11 protein-coding genes and 1 pseudogene are annotated in these 17,520 nt (G+C 71.4%); 5 read left to right on the top strand and 7 right to left on the bottom strand.

All coding sequences use genetic code 11. The annotated features are described in order from the left end of the window. Positions 1 to 58 precede the first annotated feature (58 nt). A pseudogene (locus ACFU5F_RS06570) lies at positions 59 to 1,160 on the top strand (putative PEP-binding protein). Between the two features lie 71 nt (positions 1,161 to 1,231). Here ACFU5F_RS06570 and ACFU5F_RS06575 read toward each other — a convergent pair. Both ACFU5F_RS06575 and ACFU5F_RS06580 read right to left on the bottom strand, forming a co-directional pair. Continuing rightward, entirely contained in the window at positions 1,232 to 4,021 is a 2,790-nt protein-coding gene (locus ACFU5F_RS06575; protein WP_383882844.1) for a cation-translocating P-type ATPase, read from the bottom strand. A 2-nt stretch (positions 4,022 to 4,023) separates the two neighbouring features. After that, the gene (locus ACFU5F_RS06580) at positions 4,024 to 4,905 is read right to left on the bottom strand and encodes a universal stress protein (protein ID WP_383882847.1); all 882 of its coding nucleotides are present in this window, start codon (positions 4,903 to 4,905) and stop codon (positions 4,024 to 4,026) included. Positions 4,906 to 5,189: 284 nt separating this feature from the next. On the opposite strand from ACFU5F_RS06580, the gene ACFU5F_RS06585 reads away from it, so the two are divergent. Together ACFU5F_RS06585 and ACFU5F_RS06590 are read left to right on the top strand one after the other, a co-directional pair. After that, on the top strand, positions 5,190 to 5,669 hold the full coding sequence (locus tag ACFU5F_RS06585) for a cation:proton antiporter regulatory subunit (RefSeq protein WP_383882850.1): 480 nt from the start codon (positions 5,190 to 5,192) through the stop codon (positions 5,667 to 5,669). A gap of 3 nt (positions 5,670 to 5,672) precedes the next feature. After that, complete coding sequence (locus tag ACFU5F_RS06590) at positions 5,673 to 6,929, top strand: cation:proton antiporter (protein WP_383882853.1); 1,257 nt, start codon at positions 5,673 to 5,675, stop codon at positions 6,927 to 6,929. Here ACFU5F_RS06590 and ACFU5F_RS06595 read toward each other — a convergent pair. Then, positions 6,859 to 7,746, bottom strand: a complete 888-nt coding sequence (locus ACFU5F_RS06595) for a universal stress protein (RefSeq protein ID WP_383882856.1) — start codon at positions 7,744 to 7,746, stop codon at positions 6,859 to 6,861. The two genes, ACFU5F_RS06590 and ACFU5F_RS06595, sit on opposite strands and share 71 nt — an antisense overlap. 1,022 nt (positions 7,747 to 8,768) lie before the next feature. Here ACFU5F_RS06595 and ACFU5F_RS06600 point away from each other — a divergent pair. Further along, positions 8,769 to 9,494, top strand: coding sequence for a CBS domain-containing protein (locus ACFU5F_RS06600; protein ID WP_383883124.1), 726 nt, complete (start codon positions 8,769 to 8,771; stop codon positions 9,492 to 9,494). On the opposite strand, the gene ACFU5F_RS06605 is transcribed toward ACFU5F_RS06600, so the two are convergent. Beyond that, complete coding sequence (locus ACFU5F_RS06605; RefSeq protein WP_383882859.1) at positions 9,412 to 10,284, bottom strand: NADPH-dependent F420 reductase; 873 nt, start codon at positions 10,282 to 10,284, stop codon at positions 9,412 to 9,414. The genes ACFU5F_RS06600 and ACFU5F_RS06605 overlap by 83 nt on opposite strands. A 274-nt stretch (positions 10,285 to 10,558) precedes the next feature. Here ACFU5F_RS06605 and adhE point away from each other — a divergent pair, with 274 nt between their 5' ends. Next, the gene (gene adhE / locus ACFU5F_RS06610; RefSeq protein ID WP_383882862.1) at positions 10,559 to 13,219 is read left to right on the top strand and encodes a bifunctional acetaldehyde-CoA/alcohol dehydrogenase; all 2,661 of its coding nucleotides are present in this window, start codon (positions 10,559 to 10,561) and stop codon (positions 13,217 to 13,219) included. A gap of 330 nt (positions 13,220 to 13,549) precedes the next feature. Here the strand turns inward: adhE and pflA are convergent, their stop codons facing one another. From pflA to ACFU5F_RS06625, 3 genes are all read right to left on the bottom strand, one after another. Beyond that, on the bottom strand, positions 13,550 to 14,275 hold the full coding sequence (pflA, locus tag ACFU5F_RS06615) for a pyruvate formate-lyase-activating protein (RefSeq protein ID WP_383883127.1): 726 nt from the start codon (positions 14,273 to 14,275) through the stop codon (positions 13,550 to 13,552). Positions 14,276 to 14,292: 17 nt separating this feature from the next. Next, the gene (gene pflB, locus ACFU5F_RS06620; RefSeq protein ID WP_383882865.1) at positions 14,293 to 16,554 is read right to left on the bottom strand and encodes a formate C-acetyltransferase; all 2,262 of its coding nucleotides are present in this window, start codon (positions 16,552 to 16,554) and stop codon (positions 14,293 to 14,295) included. A gap of 233 nt (positions 16,555 to 16,787) precedes the next feature. Continuing rightward, complete coding sequence (locus ACFU5F_RS06625) at positions 16,788 to 17,411, bottom strand: hypothetical protein (protein WP_383882868.1); 624 nt, start codon at positions 17,409 to 17,411, stop codon at positions 16,788 to 16,790. Between the last annotated feature and the right edge of the window lie 109 nt (positions 17,412 to 17,520).

The following is a 17,520-nucleotide window of genomic DNA, read 5'->3' on the forward strand; positions in this document are numbered from 1 at the left end:
CGATGTGAGATGACGATGTGCGGCGGTGCGCCGCCGCACCTATGCGGAGACAGGCAAGATGGAGACAACGTTTCGAGGCGTCGGCGTCCGCCACGGTGTGGCGATCGGCACGGTACGGCACATGGGGACCGCGGTCCTTCAGCCGCCCGACCGGCGGATCTCGGCCGAGGCCGTCCGGAGTGAACAGGGCCGCGCCCGGCGGGCAGTGGAAACTGTCGCCGCGGATCTCACGGCGCGCGGTGACCTGGCCGGCGGTGGGGCACAGGCGGTCCTCGAAGCCCGGGCACTGATGGCCCAGGACCCCGAACTCACAGCCGACGTCGACCGACGTATCGCCGGGGGTAGCTGCGCCGAGCGCGCGGTCTTCGACGCCTTCGCCGCGTACCGGGCGCTGCCGGCCCAGGCCGGCGAGTACCTGGCGGGCAGGGTCGCGGACCTGGACGACGTACGCGACCGCATCATCGCCCGGCTGCTGGGGGTGCCCATGCCTGGGCTGCCGGACAGCGAAGAACCCTACGTGCTGCTCGCCCGCGACCTGGCCCCGGCCGACACCGCGCTGCTCGACCCGGACCTGGTCCTGGGCTTCGGGACCGAAGCCCGTGCGGCTTGAGGTGATGGCGCCGATGGTCGCGGACCGCGCGGACGCGAAGGCGTTCGCCGACGCCTGCCGCCAGGCGGGCCTGCGGGCGAAGACCGGCGCGATGGTCGAGATCCCCTCGGCCGCGTTGCGCGCCCGTGCCGTCCTCCAGGAGGTCGGATTCCTGTCGCTGGGCACCAACGACCTCGCGCAGTAGACCTTCGCCGCCGACCGACAGGTGGGCGCGCTCGCCCGGCTGCAGGACCCGTGGCAGCCCGCCCTCCTCGACCTCATCGCCGCAGCCGCCGACGCCGCGAACGCCGAGGGCAAGACCTGCGGGGTGTGCGGCGAGGCCGCCGCCGACCCCCTGCTCGCCTGCGTGCTCACGGGACTCGGCGTAACCAGCCTGTCCATGGGCGCCGCAGCACTGCCGTACGTCCGCGCCGAACTGGCCCGGCACACCCTCACCCGGTGCCGGCGGGCAGCCGCCGCGGCCCGCGCCGCGGACACCGCCGAGGAGGCATGCGCCGCGGCCCGCACCGCCCTGTCCGGCACGGACGAACCGGTCAGTGCGGCTGCCTGACACCTTTGGCCGCTCCGCGCACCCGGTTCGCCGACAACGGGATCACCAGCACCGCCGCCGCGTCCGGGACGTCAGTGCCCGTGGGGCGCGTCCGTCGGGCGGCCGAGCCATGTCCGGCCGACGTGCCAGGCATGCTCGGTCAGCAGCACGGTGCAGGCGGTGGCGAGGCAGATCGCCCACTGGGCCGGGCTGAGCGACACGGTGTCGAAGACTCCTTGGGCCATGGGCACTTGCACGGCGATGACCTGGAGGGCCAGGACGGTGGCCAGGCAGATCCACAAGGCGCGGTTGTGCAGCTGGTGGCGGCCGAGGACGGGGCCGTCCTCGCTACGCGCGGCCAGGGCGTTGCACAGTTGGAAGAGGACGAACGTGGTGAAGGCCATGGTGGCGGCGGTCGCGGTGTCGGTGAGGTGGCGAGCGCCGGCGAAGACGGCCAAGGTACCGGCGGCCATGACCGCGCCGGAGCGGGTGATGGCGGCCAGGCGGCGGGCGTTCAGGATGCGTTCGCCGGACGGGCGGGGCGGACGCCGCATCACATTGTCCCGCGGGGGGTCGATACCCAGGGCCATGGCGGGCGGTCCGTCCATGATGATGTTGACCCACAGCAACTGGATCGCGGACATGGGCGCGGGCAGTCCCGCCAGCACGGTGGCGAGCAGGGTGAGGATGGCGCCGATGTTGGTGGACAGCTGGAAGCGGACGAAGGTGACGATGTTGTCGTAGATGGAGCGGCCCTCGCGCACCGCGCGGACGATGGTGGAGAAGTCGTCGTCGGTCAGGACCATGTCGGCGGCTTCTTTGGCCACGTCGGTGCCGGTGATGCCCATCGCGACGCCGATGTGGGCGGCACGCAGGGCCGCGGCGTCGTTGACGCCGTCGCCGGTCATGGCCACGATGTGGCCCCTCCGGGAGAGCGCGCGGACGATGGTCACCTTGTGTTCGGGAGCGACGCGGGCGAAGACACCGACATCCTCGACGCGGTCCGCGAGTTCCTGCTCGCTCGTCCGCGCCAGTTCGGCGCCGACGACGACATCGCCGGTGATGCCGAGTTCGCGGGCGATGGCGGCGGCGGTGTCGGCATGATCCCCGGTGATCATCTTGACGGTGACGCCGGCTGCCTGGGCCAGGGCGACGGCGTCCCGGGCCTGAGGACGTGGCGGGTCGGCCATTCCCGCGATCGCGGTCAGGGTCAGTCCCGTCGCCTCCCGAGGGTTCGGCTGGTCGGTGGTGGCGGTGGCGGCCCCGAGAACGCGCAGGCCCTGACCGCCCATCCGTCGGGCGACGTCGATGACCTCACGGCGGCGCTCGGCGTCGAGGGGGGCGCGGCCCTGTTCGGTCAGGACGTGGGTGCAGCGGTCCAGCAGGACGTCGACGGCTCCCTTGGCGTGGACGCGGACGCGGCCGTCCGCGTCGGTGTGGAAGGTGGCCATGTACTTGGCGGCCGGGTCGAAGGGGATTTCACCGGTACGTGGCACGCGGCCGCGGAGCCCGGCGTCGACACCGGCCTTGGCGGCGAGTACGACCAGGGCGGCCTCGGTGGGGTCTCCGATGATGCCGTCGGGGGTGATACGGGCGTCGTTGCACAGCGCGAACGGCAGCACCGCGTCGTGCAGGGCGGGCGGGGCCGCGTCCGGCGTGTGCGCGTCATGCGTGCCCACGTCGTGCAGGGTCGCATCGTGTGGGTCCCGGCCGTGCCGCCCGTCGGCGGGGAGGACGGTGCCGGTGGTGTCGTAGCCTTCGCCGGTCACCTCGTAGGCGCGCCCGGCGGCCCACAGGGCACGGGTGGTCATCTCGTTCAGGGTCAGGGTGCCGGTCTTGTCGCTGCACACCACGGTCGCGGAGCCGAGTGCCTCGACGGAGGCCAGGCGTTTGACGATGGCGCCGCGGCGGGCCATGCGGTGGACGCCCAGGGCCAGGGTGAGCGCGAGAACGGCGGGCAGCCCCTCGGGGATCGCGGCGACGGCCAGAGCCACCGCGCGCAGCGCGAGGTCGGCGAGTTCCTCGCCGCGCAGGAGGGACACGAGCGCGTAAGCGGCCACGGCGATGCCGCTGACCAGGGCCAGTCGTCGGCCCAGGCTGTCCATCTGGACCTGGAGCGGGCTGGGTGGTTCCGCGCCGGTGCGCAGCGCCTCGGCGATCGCGCCGACCTCGGTACGCATGCCGGTGGCCGTGACGATCATCTCGGCGCGGCCGCGGGTCAGCGCGGTGTTCATGAACAGCATGCCGGTGCGCTCGGCGACGGGGACAGGCTCGTCGCCGTCGGCCGTGGTGGGTGCGGTCGTCTTGGCGACGGGCTGGGACTCGCCGGTCAGCGCGGCCTCGGCGGCCTCGACCGACTCGGCGACCACCAGGCGCCCATCGGCCGGGACGCGGTCTCCGGCTTCCAGAAGGACGACGTCGCCAGGCACCAGGGCGCCGGCCGGGATCACCCCCACCTGCCCGTCGCGACGCACACGGGCGGTGGGGACCAGCATCTGGCGCAGCGCCTCCAGGCTACGCTCGGCCCGGCGTTCCTGCAGGTATCCGATGGTGGCGTTGATGAGCAGGACGACGGTGATGACGAGGGCGTCCTTGACCTCGCCGATGATCCCGGCGACGACGGCGGCGGCGAGCAGGATGCCGATCAGCCAGCTGCGGAACTGGTCCAGCAGGCGCAGCCACTGCGGCCGACGGGCCGGTTCGGCCAGTTCGTTGGCGCCCCAGGCGGCGGTCCGCTGCTCAGCGTCCGCCGTGGTCAGGCCCGTGGCCGGGACCACCGCGAGCACGTTCGCCACTTCGGCGGCGTCGCGTCGGTAGGCGTCCGGCTGCGGGAGCGTCTGTGTCGGCAGAGTGTGGTTTCCGGCCGTGGTCTGCTGAGGCACAGTCACTCCTTCCCGCGCACGACGGTGACGGGGCAGTGGGCGTGGTGCAGCAGGGCCTGGCTGACCGAGCCGAGCAGCAGGCCGGTGAAGCCGCCCCGACCCCGGGCGCCGGCCACCACCAGCTGGGCGCCGCGACTGGCGTCGATCAGGGCCGGGCGGATCCGGGAACGCACCAGGCGCCGCTCCACCACGACCTGGGGATGGGCCTTCTGCCAGGAGGCCACCGTCTCGTCCAGCAGGTGCTGCTCGGCCTCACGGAGACGGTCGGCGTCCGCCACCACGGCGGTCAGGGGGTCGCCGGGGCCTTCGTAGGCGCGCTCGCTCCACGTGTTCCACACGTGTACGGCCACCAGCGGCACCTTGCGCAGGGCAGCCTCGGCGAACGCGAACTCCACCGCCGCCTCGCCTGCTTCGGAGCCGTCCACGGCCAGTACCACTGGGCCGGCCGGATCGGGACGGCCCCGCACCACCATCAGAGGGCAGCGGCCGTGGGCGGCAAGATGCACCGCCGTCGAGCCCAGCAACAGCCCGGCGAAGCTGCCCAGGCCCCGGCTGCCGACCACCGCCAGCAGCGCCGACCGCGACTCGATCTCCAGCACCTCAAGCGCATCCCCGGCCACCACCGACCGGGTGATCTCGATGTCCGGCGCGATCGCGTGCGCCCGTTCCTCGGCGCGCGCCAGTGCCCCCCGCACCATCGGCTCCAACCCGTGGTCGGCAGGGTTCCACGGTGGTCCTCCGGTCGGCAGGTGTCCGGGCCCATGGCCGAAGGCGTGCACGATCCGCAGTCCCGCCCCTCGCAGGTGCGCCTCACGGGCCGCGGCCTCGACCGCGCCGATGCTGGAGGCGGAACCGTCCACGCCTACGATCACTGGATCACTCACTGGATGCTCCCGTCCCGGGCCATCGCCGACGCGCGGCCCTTCGGCTTCAAGCCTCGGTGCGGCCACCCTGGTACGCCCAGGGGCCGTCGGGCCGTCGCATGGGGCCACTCGGCCCTGTCGGGTCCCCCCGGGTGCTCAGCACACTGATCACCGGCCGCGCGGGATCGGACACCTGCGGTACGAGGGCTTGAGTACCCCGCGACGCCTGCCGAAGACCTGTGCACGGCGGGCCGGGACCACGGGCCCGCGCGGGAAATCCGGATGCCTGACGACGGGAAGATCACATGGACGTCAACGAGGTGCTGCTGCCCGGAGTGGGGCTGCGCTACGAGTTCGTCAACCACGAGGGCGACCGGATCGGGGTCGTCGCCCAGCGCTCGGGCGACTTCGAACTGGTGGTGTACCCCTGCGACGACCCCGACGAGGCCCACTCGGTCCTCCGGCTCACCAGCCAGGAGGCCGACACCCTCGCCGAGATCCTCGGCGCCCCGCGCATCGCCGAGCGGTTCGCCGACCTGACCCGCGAGGTACCCGGCCTGAGTGCCGGACAGGTCGAGGTGCGTCCCGGCAGCCCGTTCGCCGACCGGGCCCTGGGAGAGACCCGGGCCCGGACCCGCACCGGCGCCTCGATCGTGGCCGTCGTCCGCGGCGAGGACGTGATCGCCTCCCCCGGCCCCGGCCAGACCCTGCGAGCTGAAGACATCCTGGTGGTGATCGGCACCCGCGAGGGCATCGCCGACGTCGAGCGCATCGTCCAGGGCTGACCGGTGCACATGCCCGTCGCCCTGTTGCTGGAGCTGGGCGTCATCCTGGCCGCGCTGAGCCTCCTCGGCACGGTCGCACGACGCTTCGCCCTCTCGCCCGTGCCGCTGTACCTGGTGGCCGGACTGGCCCTGGGCGACGGCGGGATCGCTCCGGTCCCTGCCGCCCGGGAGTTCGTCGACACGGGCGCCGCCATCGGCGTGATCCTGCTGCTCCTGGTCCTCGGCCTGGACTTCACCGTCCGGGAGTTCACCGTCAGCCTCCGCCGCCACCGTTCCTCCGCCGCCGTCGACCTCGTCCTCAACGCCACTCCCGGCGCCGTGGCCGGCTGGCTACTGGGCCTGGACTCCGGCGGGATCCTGGCGCTGGCGGGCGCCACGTACGTCTCCTCCTCCGGCATCGTCGCCCGCCTGCTCGGCGACCTGCGCCGACTGGGCAACCGGGAGACCCCCGCGGTGCTGTCCGTGCTGGTGGTGGAGGACTTCGTGATGGCCGCCTACCTGCCGCTGCTCGCCGTCGTCGTCTCCGGCGGCACCTGGTGGCAGGCGCTGCTCGCCGTCGCGGCGGCCATGACGGCCGTCGCCGCGGCCATCACCGTGTCCTGGCGCTGGGGTCACCATGTCGGCCGGGTCCTGTCCCACCCCGACGCCGAGCAGGTACTGCTGCGCGTTCTCGGTGTCACGCTGATCGTGGCCGCGCTGGCCGAGATCATCCACGTATCGGCCGCCGTCGGTGCCTTCCTGATCGGCCTCGCCCTGACCGGCACCGCCGCCGACCGGGCCCGGGCCGTGCTCAGCCCGTTGCGCGACCTGTTCGCCGCGGTGTTCTTCCTCGCCCTCGGCCTGTCCGTCGATCCGGGTGACCTGCTGCCGATGCTGCCCGCCGCTGTGGCGCTGGCCGTGGTCACGGCCGCCACCAAGCTGGCCTCCGGCTGGTACGCCGCCGGACGCGAGGGCGCGGGCCGCCGCGGCCGGCTGCGGGCCGGAACCGCGCTCATCGCCCGCGGCGAGTTCTCCGTCGTCATCATCGGCCTGGCCGCTCCCACGCATGGCCGCCTTGCTGCGCTGGTCACCACCTACGTGATGCTTCTCGCCGTCTGCGGCCCCGTCCTCACCCGCTTCGCGCCCACCCGGCCGGCCCCCCGCACTTCCGCACGGCGGACCAGGGCGGCGGGCCTCGTACCGGAGGCGATCAGCGCTGCGCACCCGCTCCCCGCACCACCGCGACCGGACAGTGAGCGTGGTGCAGCAGGGCCTGGCTGACCGAGCCGAGCAGCAGCCCGGCGAACCCGCCACGCCCCCGGGCACCGACCACCACCAGCTGGGCGGACCGGCTCGCTTCGATCAACGCCTCCCGCGTCCCGCCATGCACCACCCTGTGCTCCACCACCACACCCGGGTGACGCTCCTGGCGGCCGGCGAGCGCCTCGGACAGCAGGCGCTCCTCCTCCCCGGCCAGGGCGCCCGGCGGGTTGGCGTACGGCGTCGTCGCGTCCTGCGGTGCGGGCAGCGGCGCGTTCCACGTGGTCCAGGCGTGCAGTGCCACCAGCGGCGCCTTCCGCAGCTCGGCCTCGGCGAAGGCGAAGTCCATCGCATGCCCGCCCGCGGCCGATCCGTCGACGCCCAGCACGATCGGGCCCTCCGCACTCGGCTGCTCACGCACGACCAGCACCGGACACCGGCCATGTGCCGCCAGGTGCACCGCGGTCGACCCGACCAACAACCCGACGAACCCGCCCATGCCGCGGGACCCGACCACCACCAGCTCGGCCGCACGCGACTGCGCCTCCAGGACCGTCAGCGGCTCACCGGTCACCACGGCATGGCTGACATCGACCTCCGGTGCCGCGGCACGCGCACGCTCCACCGCCTCGGCCACCAGACGGTCGGCCATGTTCCGGAGCCCGCCGTCGGACGGGCCCAGCGGCGACGGACCCAGGGGTACGTGCATCGCGGGCCAGAAGAACGCGTGCACCACCCGCAATCCCGCCCCGCGCAACCGCGCCTCCCGCGCCGCTGCCTCGACCGCGGCGAGACTCGACGCCGACCCGTCCACACCGACTACCACCAGAGCGCTCATCGTGCCTCCCACATCCAGGACGCCATTGCTGTCACCCCCAGACTCACCCGGCCACTCCCCTTCCGCATGGGGTCTGTTGGCGCCACTGCCAGGGCCGACCGGCACTCCCCTGCAGCGGCAGGCCCAGGCGACGGCCGGCCCTGTACCTGTTGTCCGGCGCGCCGACCGGGCGTCGTGGATCGGGCCTTACCCCCTCCGCTCTGGCGAAGGGCCGTACAGACGCCGAGGAGCAGCCGGGAGCTGCGCACCGCGCCATCAGGATCCGCGACAAGCGAGTGGGCCCTCCTCCCCGACAGCTTCGCGACCGTCCGCCTCACCGCACCGGCGGACAGCCCGCCACGCGGCGGACGGTCCCGGCAATGATCCACTGGGCGACGGCCAAAAAAATGAACCCAGAACTCACCGGAGAATCCACACCACCTGACGAAACGAAACGGATATCCCTCCCGCAACTTCGTGCACGTTTGGTCAGATACCGTCTGGCCGCGTCTACGGCACTCGGCGCCGCAAAGCACGGATGAGCCCGGGCTCAGTCTGGCGGGGCTGGCGGCCGTCACGGACTTCAACCCATGGTCGTTCCGCATCGCCGCCACGCCCTCAGCCGATGCCGGCGCCGTGGCAGCGGTGAGCGCAACTGCCCAGCCCCACCTGACGTTTGCGCTTCCCTTCAGCCTCTGACACCCCCGGCCAGGTGGTCGGCCGTTCCGGTCTTCGCCGTGGCGGTCTCGGCACCGACCAGGTCCAGGCGGCAAGAGGGCAGTTCGGCCCGGAAGCTCGGGACCAGTTGGCCCTGCCCCGTCAAGCCGGTGCGCGGGAGGCTGAAAGGGCATCGAGGGGTCGGCTACCCGGGACCGTCCAACGGGACAGCGGCGACCGGACCGGCCGCCCTCACCCGCGAGTTCCGGCCCCCGATGCCCACCGCAGGAGCACATGGCCCGGCGGGGATACGGGACGGTGTGCGCGGGTCGCACGCAAGGGAAACCGGTCGCGCTCCACTTGCACCGGTGGAGGAGGGAATGGCCGTGAAGACCTGCAAGGTCGGCGAAGTGATGACTCCCAAGGTCGTCGAAGTCCGCCAGGAGACTCCGTTCAAGGACGTGGCACAGTTGCTGGCCCGGCATCGGATCAGCGGCCTGCCGGTGGTGGACGCCGATGACAAGGTCCTCGGCGTGATCTCCGAGACCGACCTGGTCCGCCGGCAGGCGGCGCAGGCCCGACGAGACCAGCAAGGCCGCTTCCGGCTGCCGGCGCTGCGCCGGAAGGCACGTGTCGCCGCTGCCAAGGCCCGTGCCATGACCGCCGGGCAGCTGATGTCGACACCCGCGATCACCGTGCACCCGGAGCAACGCGTCGCGGACGCCGCGCGGGTGATGGAGCGTCACCACATCGAACGGCTGCCCGTGGTGGACGAGGAGGACCGCCTGATCGGCATCGCCACTCGCCGTGACCTACTGCGGGTCTTCCTGCGCACCGACGAGGAGATCCGTCAGGAGATCATCGACCAAGTCCTGACCAGCGCCATGTGCCTGCCGCCCCACACCGTCATCGTCTCGGTCCACGACGGGACGGCCACGCTGGAGGGACGCCTGGAACGCCGCAGCGACATTCCGGTGGCCGTCCAGCTGACCTGGCGGGTGGACGGCGTGGTGGGGGTGATGAACAGTCTCACGTTCCGCGTCGACGACACCCGCCCGCCCGAGAAACACCCCTCACGCCGGATCGCCCACCGCTGGCTCCCCGAGCGGTAGTCCTGGCGCTCGCTTCAGCGACGCACCCGCTGGTACGGCAGCCACGACCGCACTCCGGCGTCCCCGTCACCCGGCGCCGCCCGCACCACCGCCACCTCCCTGAACCCCCACCCCGACCAACCGGCACAGCCCAGTCCGCAAGGAGTGTCGCCCAGGTCGATGACGACGGTGGCCGGCCAGCCGAAGGAGACGAGCAGTTCGGAGACGGCCCCCTTGGCCTTGGCGTCATCGCCGGAGACGAACAGGTGTGCTCGCCCGGCACACGCGCCGGGTCCACCATGATCTGGGCGTTCATGGTGTTGAGGGTCTTGACGACCTTCGCGTCGGGGAAGGCGCGCTGGATCCGCTCGCCGAGGCTGTCGGTGTTGACCGGGGCCGGCAACGGCGGCATGCCCTGCGAGAAGTCCAGGGGGTTCGCGATGTCGATGACTAGTTTGCCGGCCAGGTTCGCGGCACCGGCGGCCTGCAGGCTGCTGACGCCCGCGGTGGTGTTCACCACCACCTCACCGTGGGCCGCGGCGTCGGCGAAGGTCGCCAGACAGCCCTGCGGGTGCTCGGCCTGCCACTGCGAGTACGGCGGATTGCCATAGGCGTCCGGCTCGGTGCGGGCGAGAGTGGCCTGCGGGTCTCGGGTGCCGATGACGGCCTCATGGCCGAGCGAGTCGAGTTTGCCGGCGATCGTCCGGCCGACGACGCCGGTGCCCAGAACTGCGTAACGCATGAGTGCGGGTCCGGCGGTACAGACGCCTCGCTGTGATCTACACGGCGCCAGGACGAAGCGAATATCCATACCCCCACCCTCACCCCGGGACGACCACAGCGCTCACAGGCGCTGGCGAATGCCCGCCCGGTACACGATCCGGTACTTCTCGTCGTCAGGTGGCCGACCGGCCCCGGCGACCCGGGCCTGTCGGGCCCCGGCCGGGACCTTTGACGCCTGGGTGGCGGCTCCCGTCTGCGAGACGGTGGCAGTGGAAGCGGTACCGATCCCCCGCGGTGCCGCTCCCCACACGCCACGCCGCCGGTCTTCCGGCCCACGACCTCGACGATGGAGGCGCAACCCCATGACCCGACAGGACGCCCGAACCCGAGCCGCTGCCCCGGGCGGTGAGCCGTCCGAAGCCGCCATCGCCGTCGACCGGCTGGTCACGAACGGGCGCAAGGCGCTCGCCGACTACGAGGACCTCGACCAGGAGCAGGTCGACCACATCGTCAAGAAGGCGTCGGTCGCCGCCCTGGACCAGCACACCGCGCTGGCCCGCCTGGCGGTGGAGGAGACCGGTCGCGGCCTGTTCGAGGACAAGGCCGCGAAGAACATGTTCGCGTGCGAGCACATCACGCACGGCATGGGCCGTATGAAGACCGTCGGGGTCATCGCCCGCGACGACATCGAGGACATGGTCGAGATAGCGGAACCGGTGGGGGTGGTGTGCGCCATCACGCCCGTCACCAACCCGACCTCCACCACGATCTTCAAGGCACTGATGGCGCTGAAGACCCGCAACCCGGTCGTCTTCGCCTTCCACCCCTCGGCCCAGCGCTGCAGCGCCGAGGCCGCTCGCATCGTGCGTGACGCGGCCGTCGCCGCGGGCGCGCCGGAGCACTGCGTGCAGTGGATCGAGACCCCGTCGGTAGAGGCGACTGGCACACTCATGCGCCACCCGGGTGTCTCGCTGATCCTCGCCACCGGCGGCAACGCCATGGTCAGGTCCGCCTACTCGGCGGGCAAGCCCGCCCTGGGCGTCGGTGCCGGCAACGTCCCCGCCTACGTCCACAAGAGCGCCAAGCTACGCCGCGCCGTCAACGACCTCGTGCTGTCGAAGTCGTTCGACCACGGCATGATCTGCGCCTCCGAACAGGCCGTCATCCTGGACGACGAGATCTACGACGCCGCCCTGGCCGAGTTCCGCACCCTGCACGCCCACCTGGCGACCGCCGAGGAGAAGGCGAAGCTGGAGGCGTTCCTGTTCCCCACCGGTCAGACGGGCGCGGGCTGCGAGCCCAAGGTCAACGCCTCGGCCGTAGGTCAGAGCCCGGCGTGGATCGCCGGACAGGCCGGCTTCACCGTGCCCGAGGACACCTCCCTCATCCTGGTCGAGACCGAACGCGTCGGCCCGGACGAGCCGCTGACCCGCGAGAAGCTCTGCCCGGTCCTCGCCGTCCTGCGAGCTGGCTCCGAGCAGCAGGGCTTCGCCCTGGCCGCCGCCATGGTCGCCTTCCACGGCCAGGGCCACAGCGCCGTCATCCACACCGAGGACAGCGAGCTCGCGGAGGCATACGGCAAGCGCATCAAGACCGTACGGATCATCGTCAACGCGCCCTCCTCGCAGGGCGCCATCGGCGGCATCTACAACAGCCTCCTGCCGTCCCTGACCCTGGGCTGCGGCTCCTGGGGCAGCACGTCGGTGTCCAACAACGTCTCCGCCGCCCAGCTCCTGAACGTCAAGCGGGTCGGCACGCGCCGCAACAACCTGCAGTGGTTCAAGGTCCCGCCGAAGATCTATTTCGAGCCGCAGGCCATCCGCTACCTCGCCTCCATGCCGGACGTCCACCGCGTCACGATCGTCACCGACGCGACCATGACCAGGCTCGGCTTCGTCGACCGCATCGACCGCGTCCTCAAGCGCCGTCCCGAGCCCGTGACACTGCAGATCATCGACAACGTCGAACCGGAACCCAGCATCGATTCCGTGCAGCACGGCGCCCGCCTCATGCGGGACTTCCGCCCGGACACGATCATCGCGCTCGGCGGCGGCTCGCCCATGGACGCCGCCAAGGTGATGTGGCTGCTCTACGAGCACCCGGACATCGACTTCGCCGACATGCGGCACAAGTTCTCCGACATCCGCAAGCGCGCCTTCCGCTTCCCGACGCTGGGCAGCCTGGCCCGCCTGGTGTGCGTGCCCACCACCTCCGGCACCGGCGCTGAGGTCACGCCCTTCGCCGTCATCTCCGACCCGGCCACGGGCAAGAAGTACCCGCTGGCCGACTACGCGCTCACCCCCGGCGTGGCCATCATCGACCCCCTCCTCACCACCGCCCTGCCCCCGGCGCTGGCCGCCGACAGCGGCTTCGACGCTCTCACCCACGCCATCGAGGCGTACGTGTCCGTCTACGCCAACGACTTCACCGACGGGCTGGCGCTGCACGCGATCCGGCTGATCTTCGACCACCTCGAAGCGGCGGTGAACGACCGCGGGGGCTCGGCGGAGGCCCGGGAGAAGATGCACAACGCCGGCACCATCGCGGGCATGGCCTTCGGCAACGCCTTCCTCGGCATCGTCCACGCCATGTCCCACACGCTCGGCGCCACCTTCCACATCGCGCACGGCCGCACGAACGCGGTTCTGCTGCCGCACGTCATCCGCTACAACGGCACCGTCCCGACCAAGCTCACCGGCTGGCCCAAGTACGAGAGCTACCGGGCCCCCGAGCGCTTCCAGGACATCGCCCGCGCCCTCGGCCTGCCCGCCGCCGCGCCGGCCGAGGGCGTGGAGTCGCTCGCCCGCGCGGTGGAGCGCCTGCGGGACGCGGTGGGCATCGAGCCGTCGTTCCAGGCCCTCGGCGTCGACGAGCGCGCCTTCCTCGACGCGCTGCCCCAGCAGTCCCTCAACGCCTACGAGGACCAGTGCGCGCCCGCCAACCCGCGGATGCCCATGCTCGACGACATGCAGGAGATCATGCGAGTGGCTTACTACGGTCCCGCCGGCGTACCTGGGGAGTAGGCCCCATCGGTGGTGGAATTGAGCGCGCCTTTCCATCACAGTCGGCCACAGGACCTCGACCAGCTGCCGGCCCGTCCGGGGCCCTTCGGCTACCCACACAGGGCTGATCGGCCCATACGAGGATCCGTCTCGGCTCGTACCGTCAGAAATGGACCCCAGTGAAGGCTCCTGAACGGTGGCTGGTCATGCCAACGGTCCCCCAGCCCTGCCTCGCCCGAAGCGTCCTGGGCAAGGCTCTCAGCACAGCAGCAGCTCAGAACCCTGGCCGGATCACCCCGGCCGGGGTTCTTCGGGCTTGTGCATCTCGCTCACCCGCGACGGGCCACTCGTTCAAAGGGCCCTCAGCCCATGCTCCCGGAACTGCTCGCGCACCCGCTCCGTCAGGCCCGGATCCGGCGTGGGTGTGTCGCGCAGGGGGAAGGGAAGCCCCAGCCCGTCGTACTTGTGGGCGCCGAGCTTGTGGAACGGCAGGACGTCCACCCGGTCGACGTTGCCCAGCCCGCGGAGGAACGCACCGAGCCCATCGACGGCCACCGGATCGTCGGTCCAGCCGGGCACCAGGACATAGCGGATCCACACGGGGACGCCGAGCCGGTCCAAGCGGGTGGCGAAGTTGAGGGTCGGGGAGAGGTCTTTTCCGGTCAGCTTCCGGTACGTGCGGACGTCGAAGGACTTGATGTCCAGCAGCACCAGGTCGGTGTCAGCGAGAAGCTCGTCGGTGGCGCGGGCGCCGAGGAAGCCGGAGGTGTCGAGCGCGGTGTGCAGACCGAGCTCCTTGCAACGGCGGAAGATCCCGGCCGTGAACGCCGGCTGGAGCAGGGCCTCGCCGCCGGTGAGGGTTACTCCCCCGCCTGCGGTGGTGATGAAGGGCCGGTACTTCTCGATCTCGGCCATCACCTCGTCCACGGTGGTCTGTTTCCCGTCGCGCATGTGCCAGGTGTCCGGGTTGGCGCAGTAAAGGCAGCGCAGCGGGCAGCCGCTGACGAACAGCACGAACCGGGTCCCGGGACCGTCCACTCCCGTGGACAGGTCCCAGGAGTGGACCCGGCCCGTCATCGGCTCGACCGTGGTGCTCACAACGATCCGTGGAAGGTGCGACTGATCACGTCGAGCTGCTGCTCGCGCGTCAGGCGGACGAAGTTGACGGCGTACCCGGAGACCCGGACCGTCAACTCCGGGTACTTCTCCGGGTGCTCCATCGCGTCCTCCAGCGTCGCCCGGTCCAGAACGTTCACGTTCATGTGGAAGCCACCGGAGGCCATGTACCCGTCCAGGATTCCGACCAGATGGCCGGCGCGCTCGGCCGGGTCGTGCCCCAGTCCCTCGGGGGTGATCGTGGTCGTCAGCGAAATGCCGTCCCGGGCCTGCTCGTACGGCAGCTTGGCCACCGACAGCGCGGAGGCGGCCACCCCGTGCCGGTCCCGCCCGTTCATCGGGTTGGCGCCGGGCGCGAAGGGCTCTCCGGCACGGCGGCCGTCAGGGGTATTGCCCGTGTGCTTGCCGTACACCACATTCGAGGTGATGGTCAGCACGGACTGCGTGTGCTCGGCGTTCCGGTAGGTCGGGTGGCGGCGGACCTTGGACATGAAGGACTTCACGAGGCCGACCGCGATGGAGTCGACACGGTCATCGTTGTTGCCGTACGCCGGGAACTCGCTCTCGATCTCGTAGTCGACGGCCAGGCCGGTGTCGTCCCGGATCACCTTCACCCGGGCGTACTTGACGGCAGAGAGGCTGTCGGCGGCCACCGACAGCCCGGCGATCCCGCAGGCCATGTAGCGGTACACCGGGTGGTTGTGCAACGCCATCTCGATGCGCTCGTAGGCGTACTTGTCGTGCATGTAGTGGATGACGTTGAGCGTGTTGACGTACGTCTGCGCCAACCAGTCCAGCATGCGGTCGTACGCGGCCGACAGCTCCCCGTACTCCAGGTACTCGCCGGTCAGGGCGGGCGCCTCGGGCGCGATCTGTTCGCCGGTCATCTCGTCCCGGCCGCCGTTGATCGCGTACAGCAGTGCCTTGGCCAGGTTGACCCGCGCGCCGAAGAACTGCATCTGCCGGCCCACCGCCATCGCGGAGACGCAGCAGGCGATCGCGGTGTCGTCGCCGGTTCGCGGGCGCATCAGGTCGTCGGACTCGTACTGCACGGCGCTGGTGTCGATGGACACCTGAGCGCAGAACTCCTTGAACCCGGACGGCAGCCCGGGCGACCACAGCACGGTCAGGTTGGGCTCCGGGGCCGGGCCGAGGTTGTAGAGGGTCTGCAGGAAGCGGAAAGACGTGCGGGTGACCAGCGTGCGCCCGTCGCCGCCGATACCGCCGATGGACTCCGTCACCCAGGTCGGGTCGCCGGAGAACAGCGCGTCGTACTCCGGGGTGCGCAGGAACCGCACGATCCGCAGCTTGATCACGAAATCGTCGACCAGTTCCTGGGCCCGCGACTCGTCGAGGGTCCCCTCGTCGAGATCCCGCTGCACGTAGACGTCCAGGAACGTGGACGTGCGGCCCAGCGACATCGCGGCGCCGTTCTGCTCCTTCACCGCCGCCAGGAAGCCGAGGTAGAGCCACTGCACCGCCTCGTGGGCAGTGGCGGCGGGGCGGGAGACGTCGCAGCCGTACGAGGCCGCCATCTCCGTCAGTTCACCCAACGCCCGTATCTGCTCGGCCAGTTCCTCGCGATCGCGGATGACGTCCGGGCTGGAGAGGCGCGCGTCCAGCAGCGCGCGCTCAGCCCGCTTGGACACGATGAGCCGGTCGGTGCCGTACAGCGCGACCCGCCGGTAGTCGCCGATGATCCTGCCGCGGCCGTAGGCGTCCGGCAGGCCGGTGATGATCCCGGCCTTGCGGGCGGCGCGCATCTCGGGGGTGTAGGCGTCGAAGACGCCGTCGTTGTGGGTCTTGCGGTAGGTGCCGAAGACGCGGGTGACGAAGGGGTCGGCCTTGTAGCCGTACGCCTTCAGACCGTTCTCGACCATCCGCAGCCCGCCGTTGGGCATGATCGCCCGCCTCAGCGGAGCATCGGTCTGCAGGCCGACGATCAGCTCGCGGTCACGGTCGATGAAACCCGGCCGGTGCGAGGTGATGGTGGACGGGGTGCCCGGGTCGACGTCGAGGATCCCCTTGCGCCGCTCCTCGGGGAAGTACGCGCTGACCTTGCGCCAGACCGTGAGGGTGCGCTCGGTCGGACCGACCAGGAACGACGAGTCACCCTCGTAGGGGGTGTAGTTGGCCTGGATGAAGTCGCGTACGTCGATGTGGTCCCGCCAGCGCAAGCCGGCGAAGCCTCGCCATGCCTCGGTCGCCGTCCGGGCTCCAGCTGTCACTGTTGCCGTCATCGCCGGTCTCTCCCTCGCTCTGCGCGTGAACTTCTGCGCTTTCGATGCTCGTCGCTCGCGATGGCTGCGAGGAGGGCCTGTCGGCGTACCCCGGGCGCGCCAACGGTCCCTCGTCTGCCGGGCCGTTGGGGCCGGTCAGGCCGGGCTCGGCATCGCCTGGCCGCCGGCGCACGAACGACCGGGGCACCCCCGCCGACGAGCGGAGGTGCCCCGGTCCGACCCGCGTGCGGCCATCAGAGCAGCCAGCGGTTGCGGCTGACGAACGGCAGCCGCGCCCACGCCTTGCCCAGTCCCCAGGTGGCGCCGGCGCCCGCGACCGCCAGGGCGATCAGGACCATGGCGTAGATGAGGTGGTAGTCGGCGACCGGGTTGGTCGACATGCTCGCCGAGCCGTCGGAGAGGTGCTTGGCCGGCGGCCACTCCGCGATCCACATGAACGCCATCATCACGGTGCCGGCGACCGCGGCGAGGCGCAGACCGATGCCCGCGATCAGGGCGAGGCCGATGCCGAGCAGGCCCAGCATGAACAGCCAGTCCGCCCAGGCGGCCCCGGCCCAGTCGTGGAAGGTGGACTCCATCGGGCCGACGGCGACACCGCCGAGGAAGCCCTTGGTGGGCGAGCCGCCGTCGATCCAGCCCTTGCCGGAGCCGGTCGCGTAACCGAAGCCGAAGGTCTTGTCCAGGAACGCCCACAGGAAGACGAACCCGGTCAGGAGACGGAGCCCTGCGAACGCGTACGCCCGGGTCGCCGTCGCGGCGGCGGTCGTCGCGTCGGCGGAGGCGGGAGCCGTTCCCGCCCTGTGCCGGGACGGGAAGCGGAATCCCAGATGCCGGTGGGGGTGGTCGTGCACTGCCATGATGCTCATCCCTTTCGAGGGGTACGACGCGCAGGATGTTGGGCGACTCTCGTTGCGCCTTCAATGTCCCGCGTCGTCGACGCCCGCCGTAGGGGCTGCAGGGCCCCGG

Origin of the sequence: Streptomyces sp. NPDC057438 (assembly GCF_042802995.1) — a bacterium.
Taxonomy (GTDB): domain Bacteria; phylum Actinomycetota; class Actinomycetes; order Streptomycetales; family Streptomycetaceae; genus Streptomyces.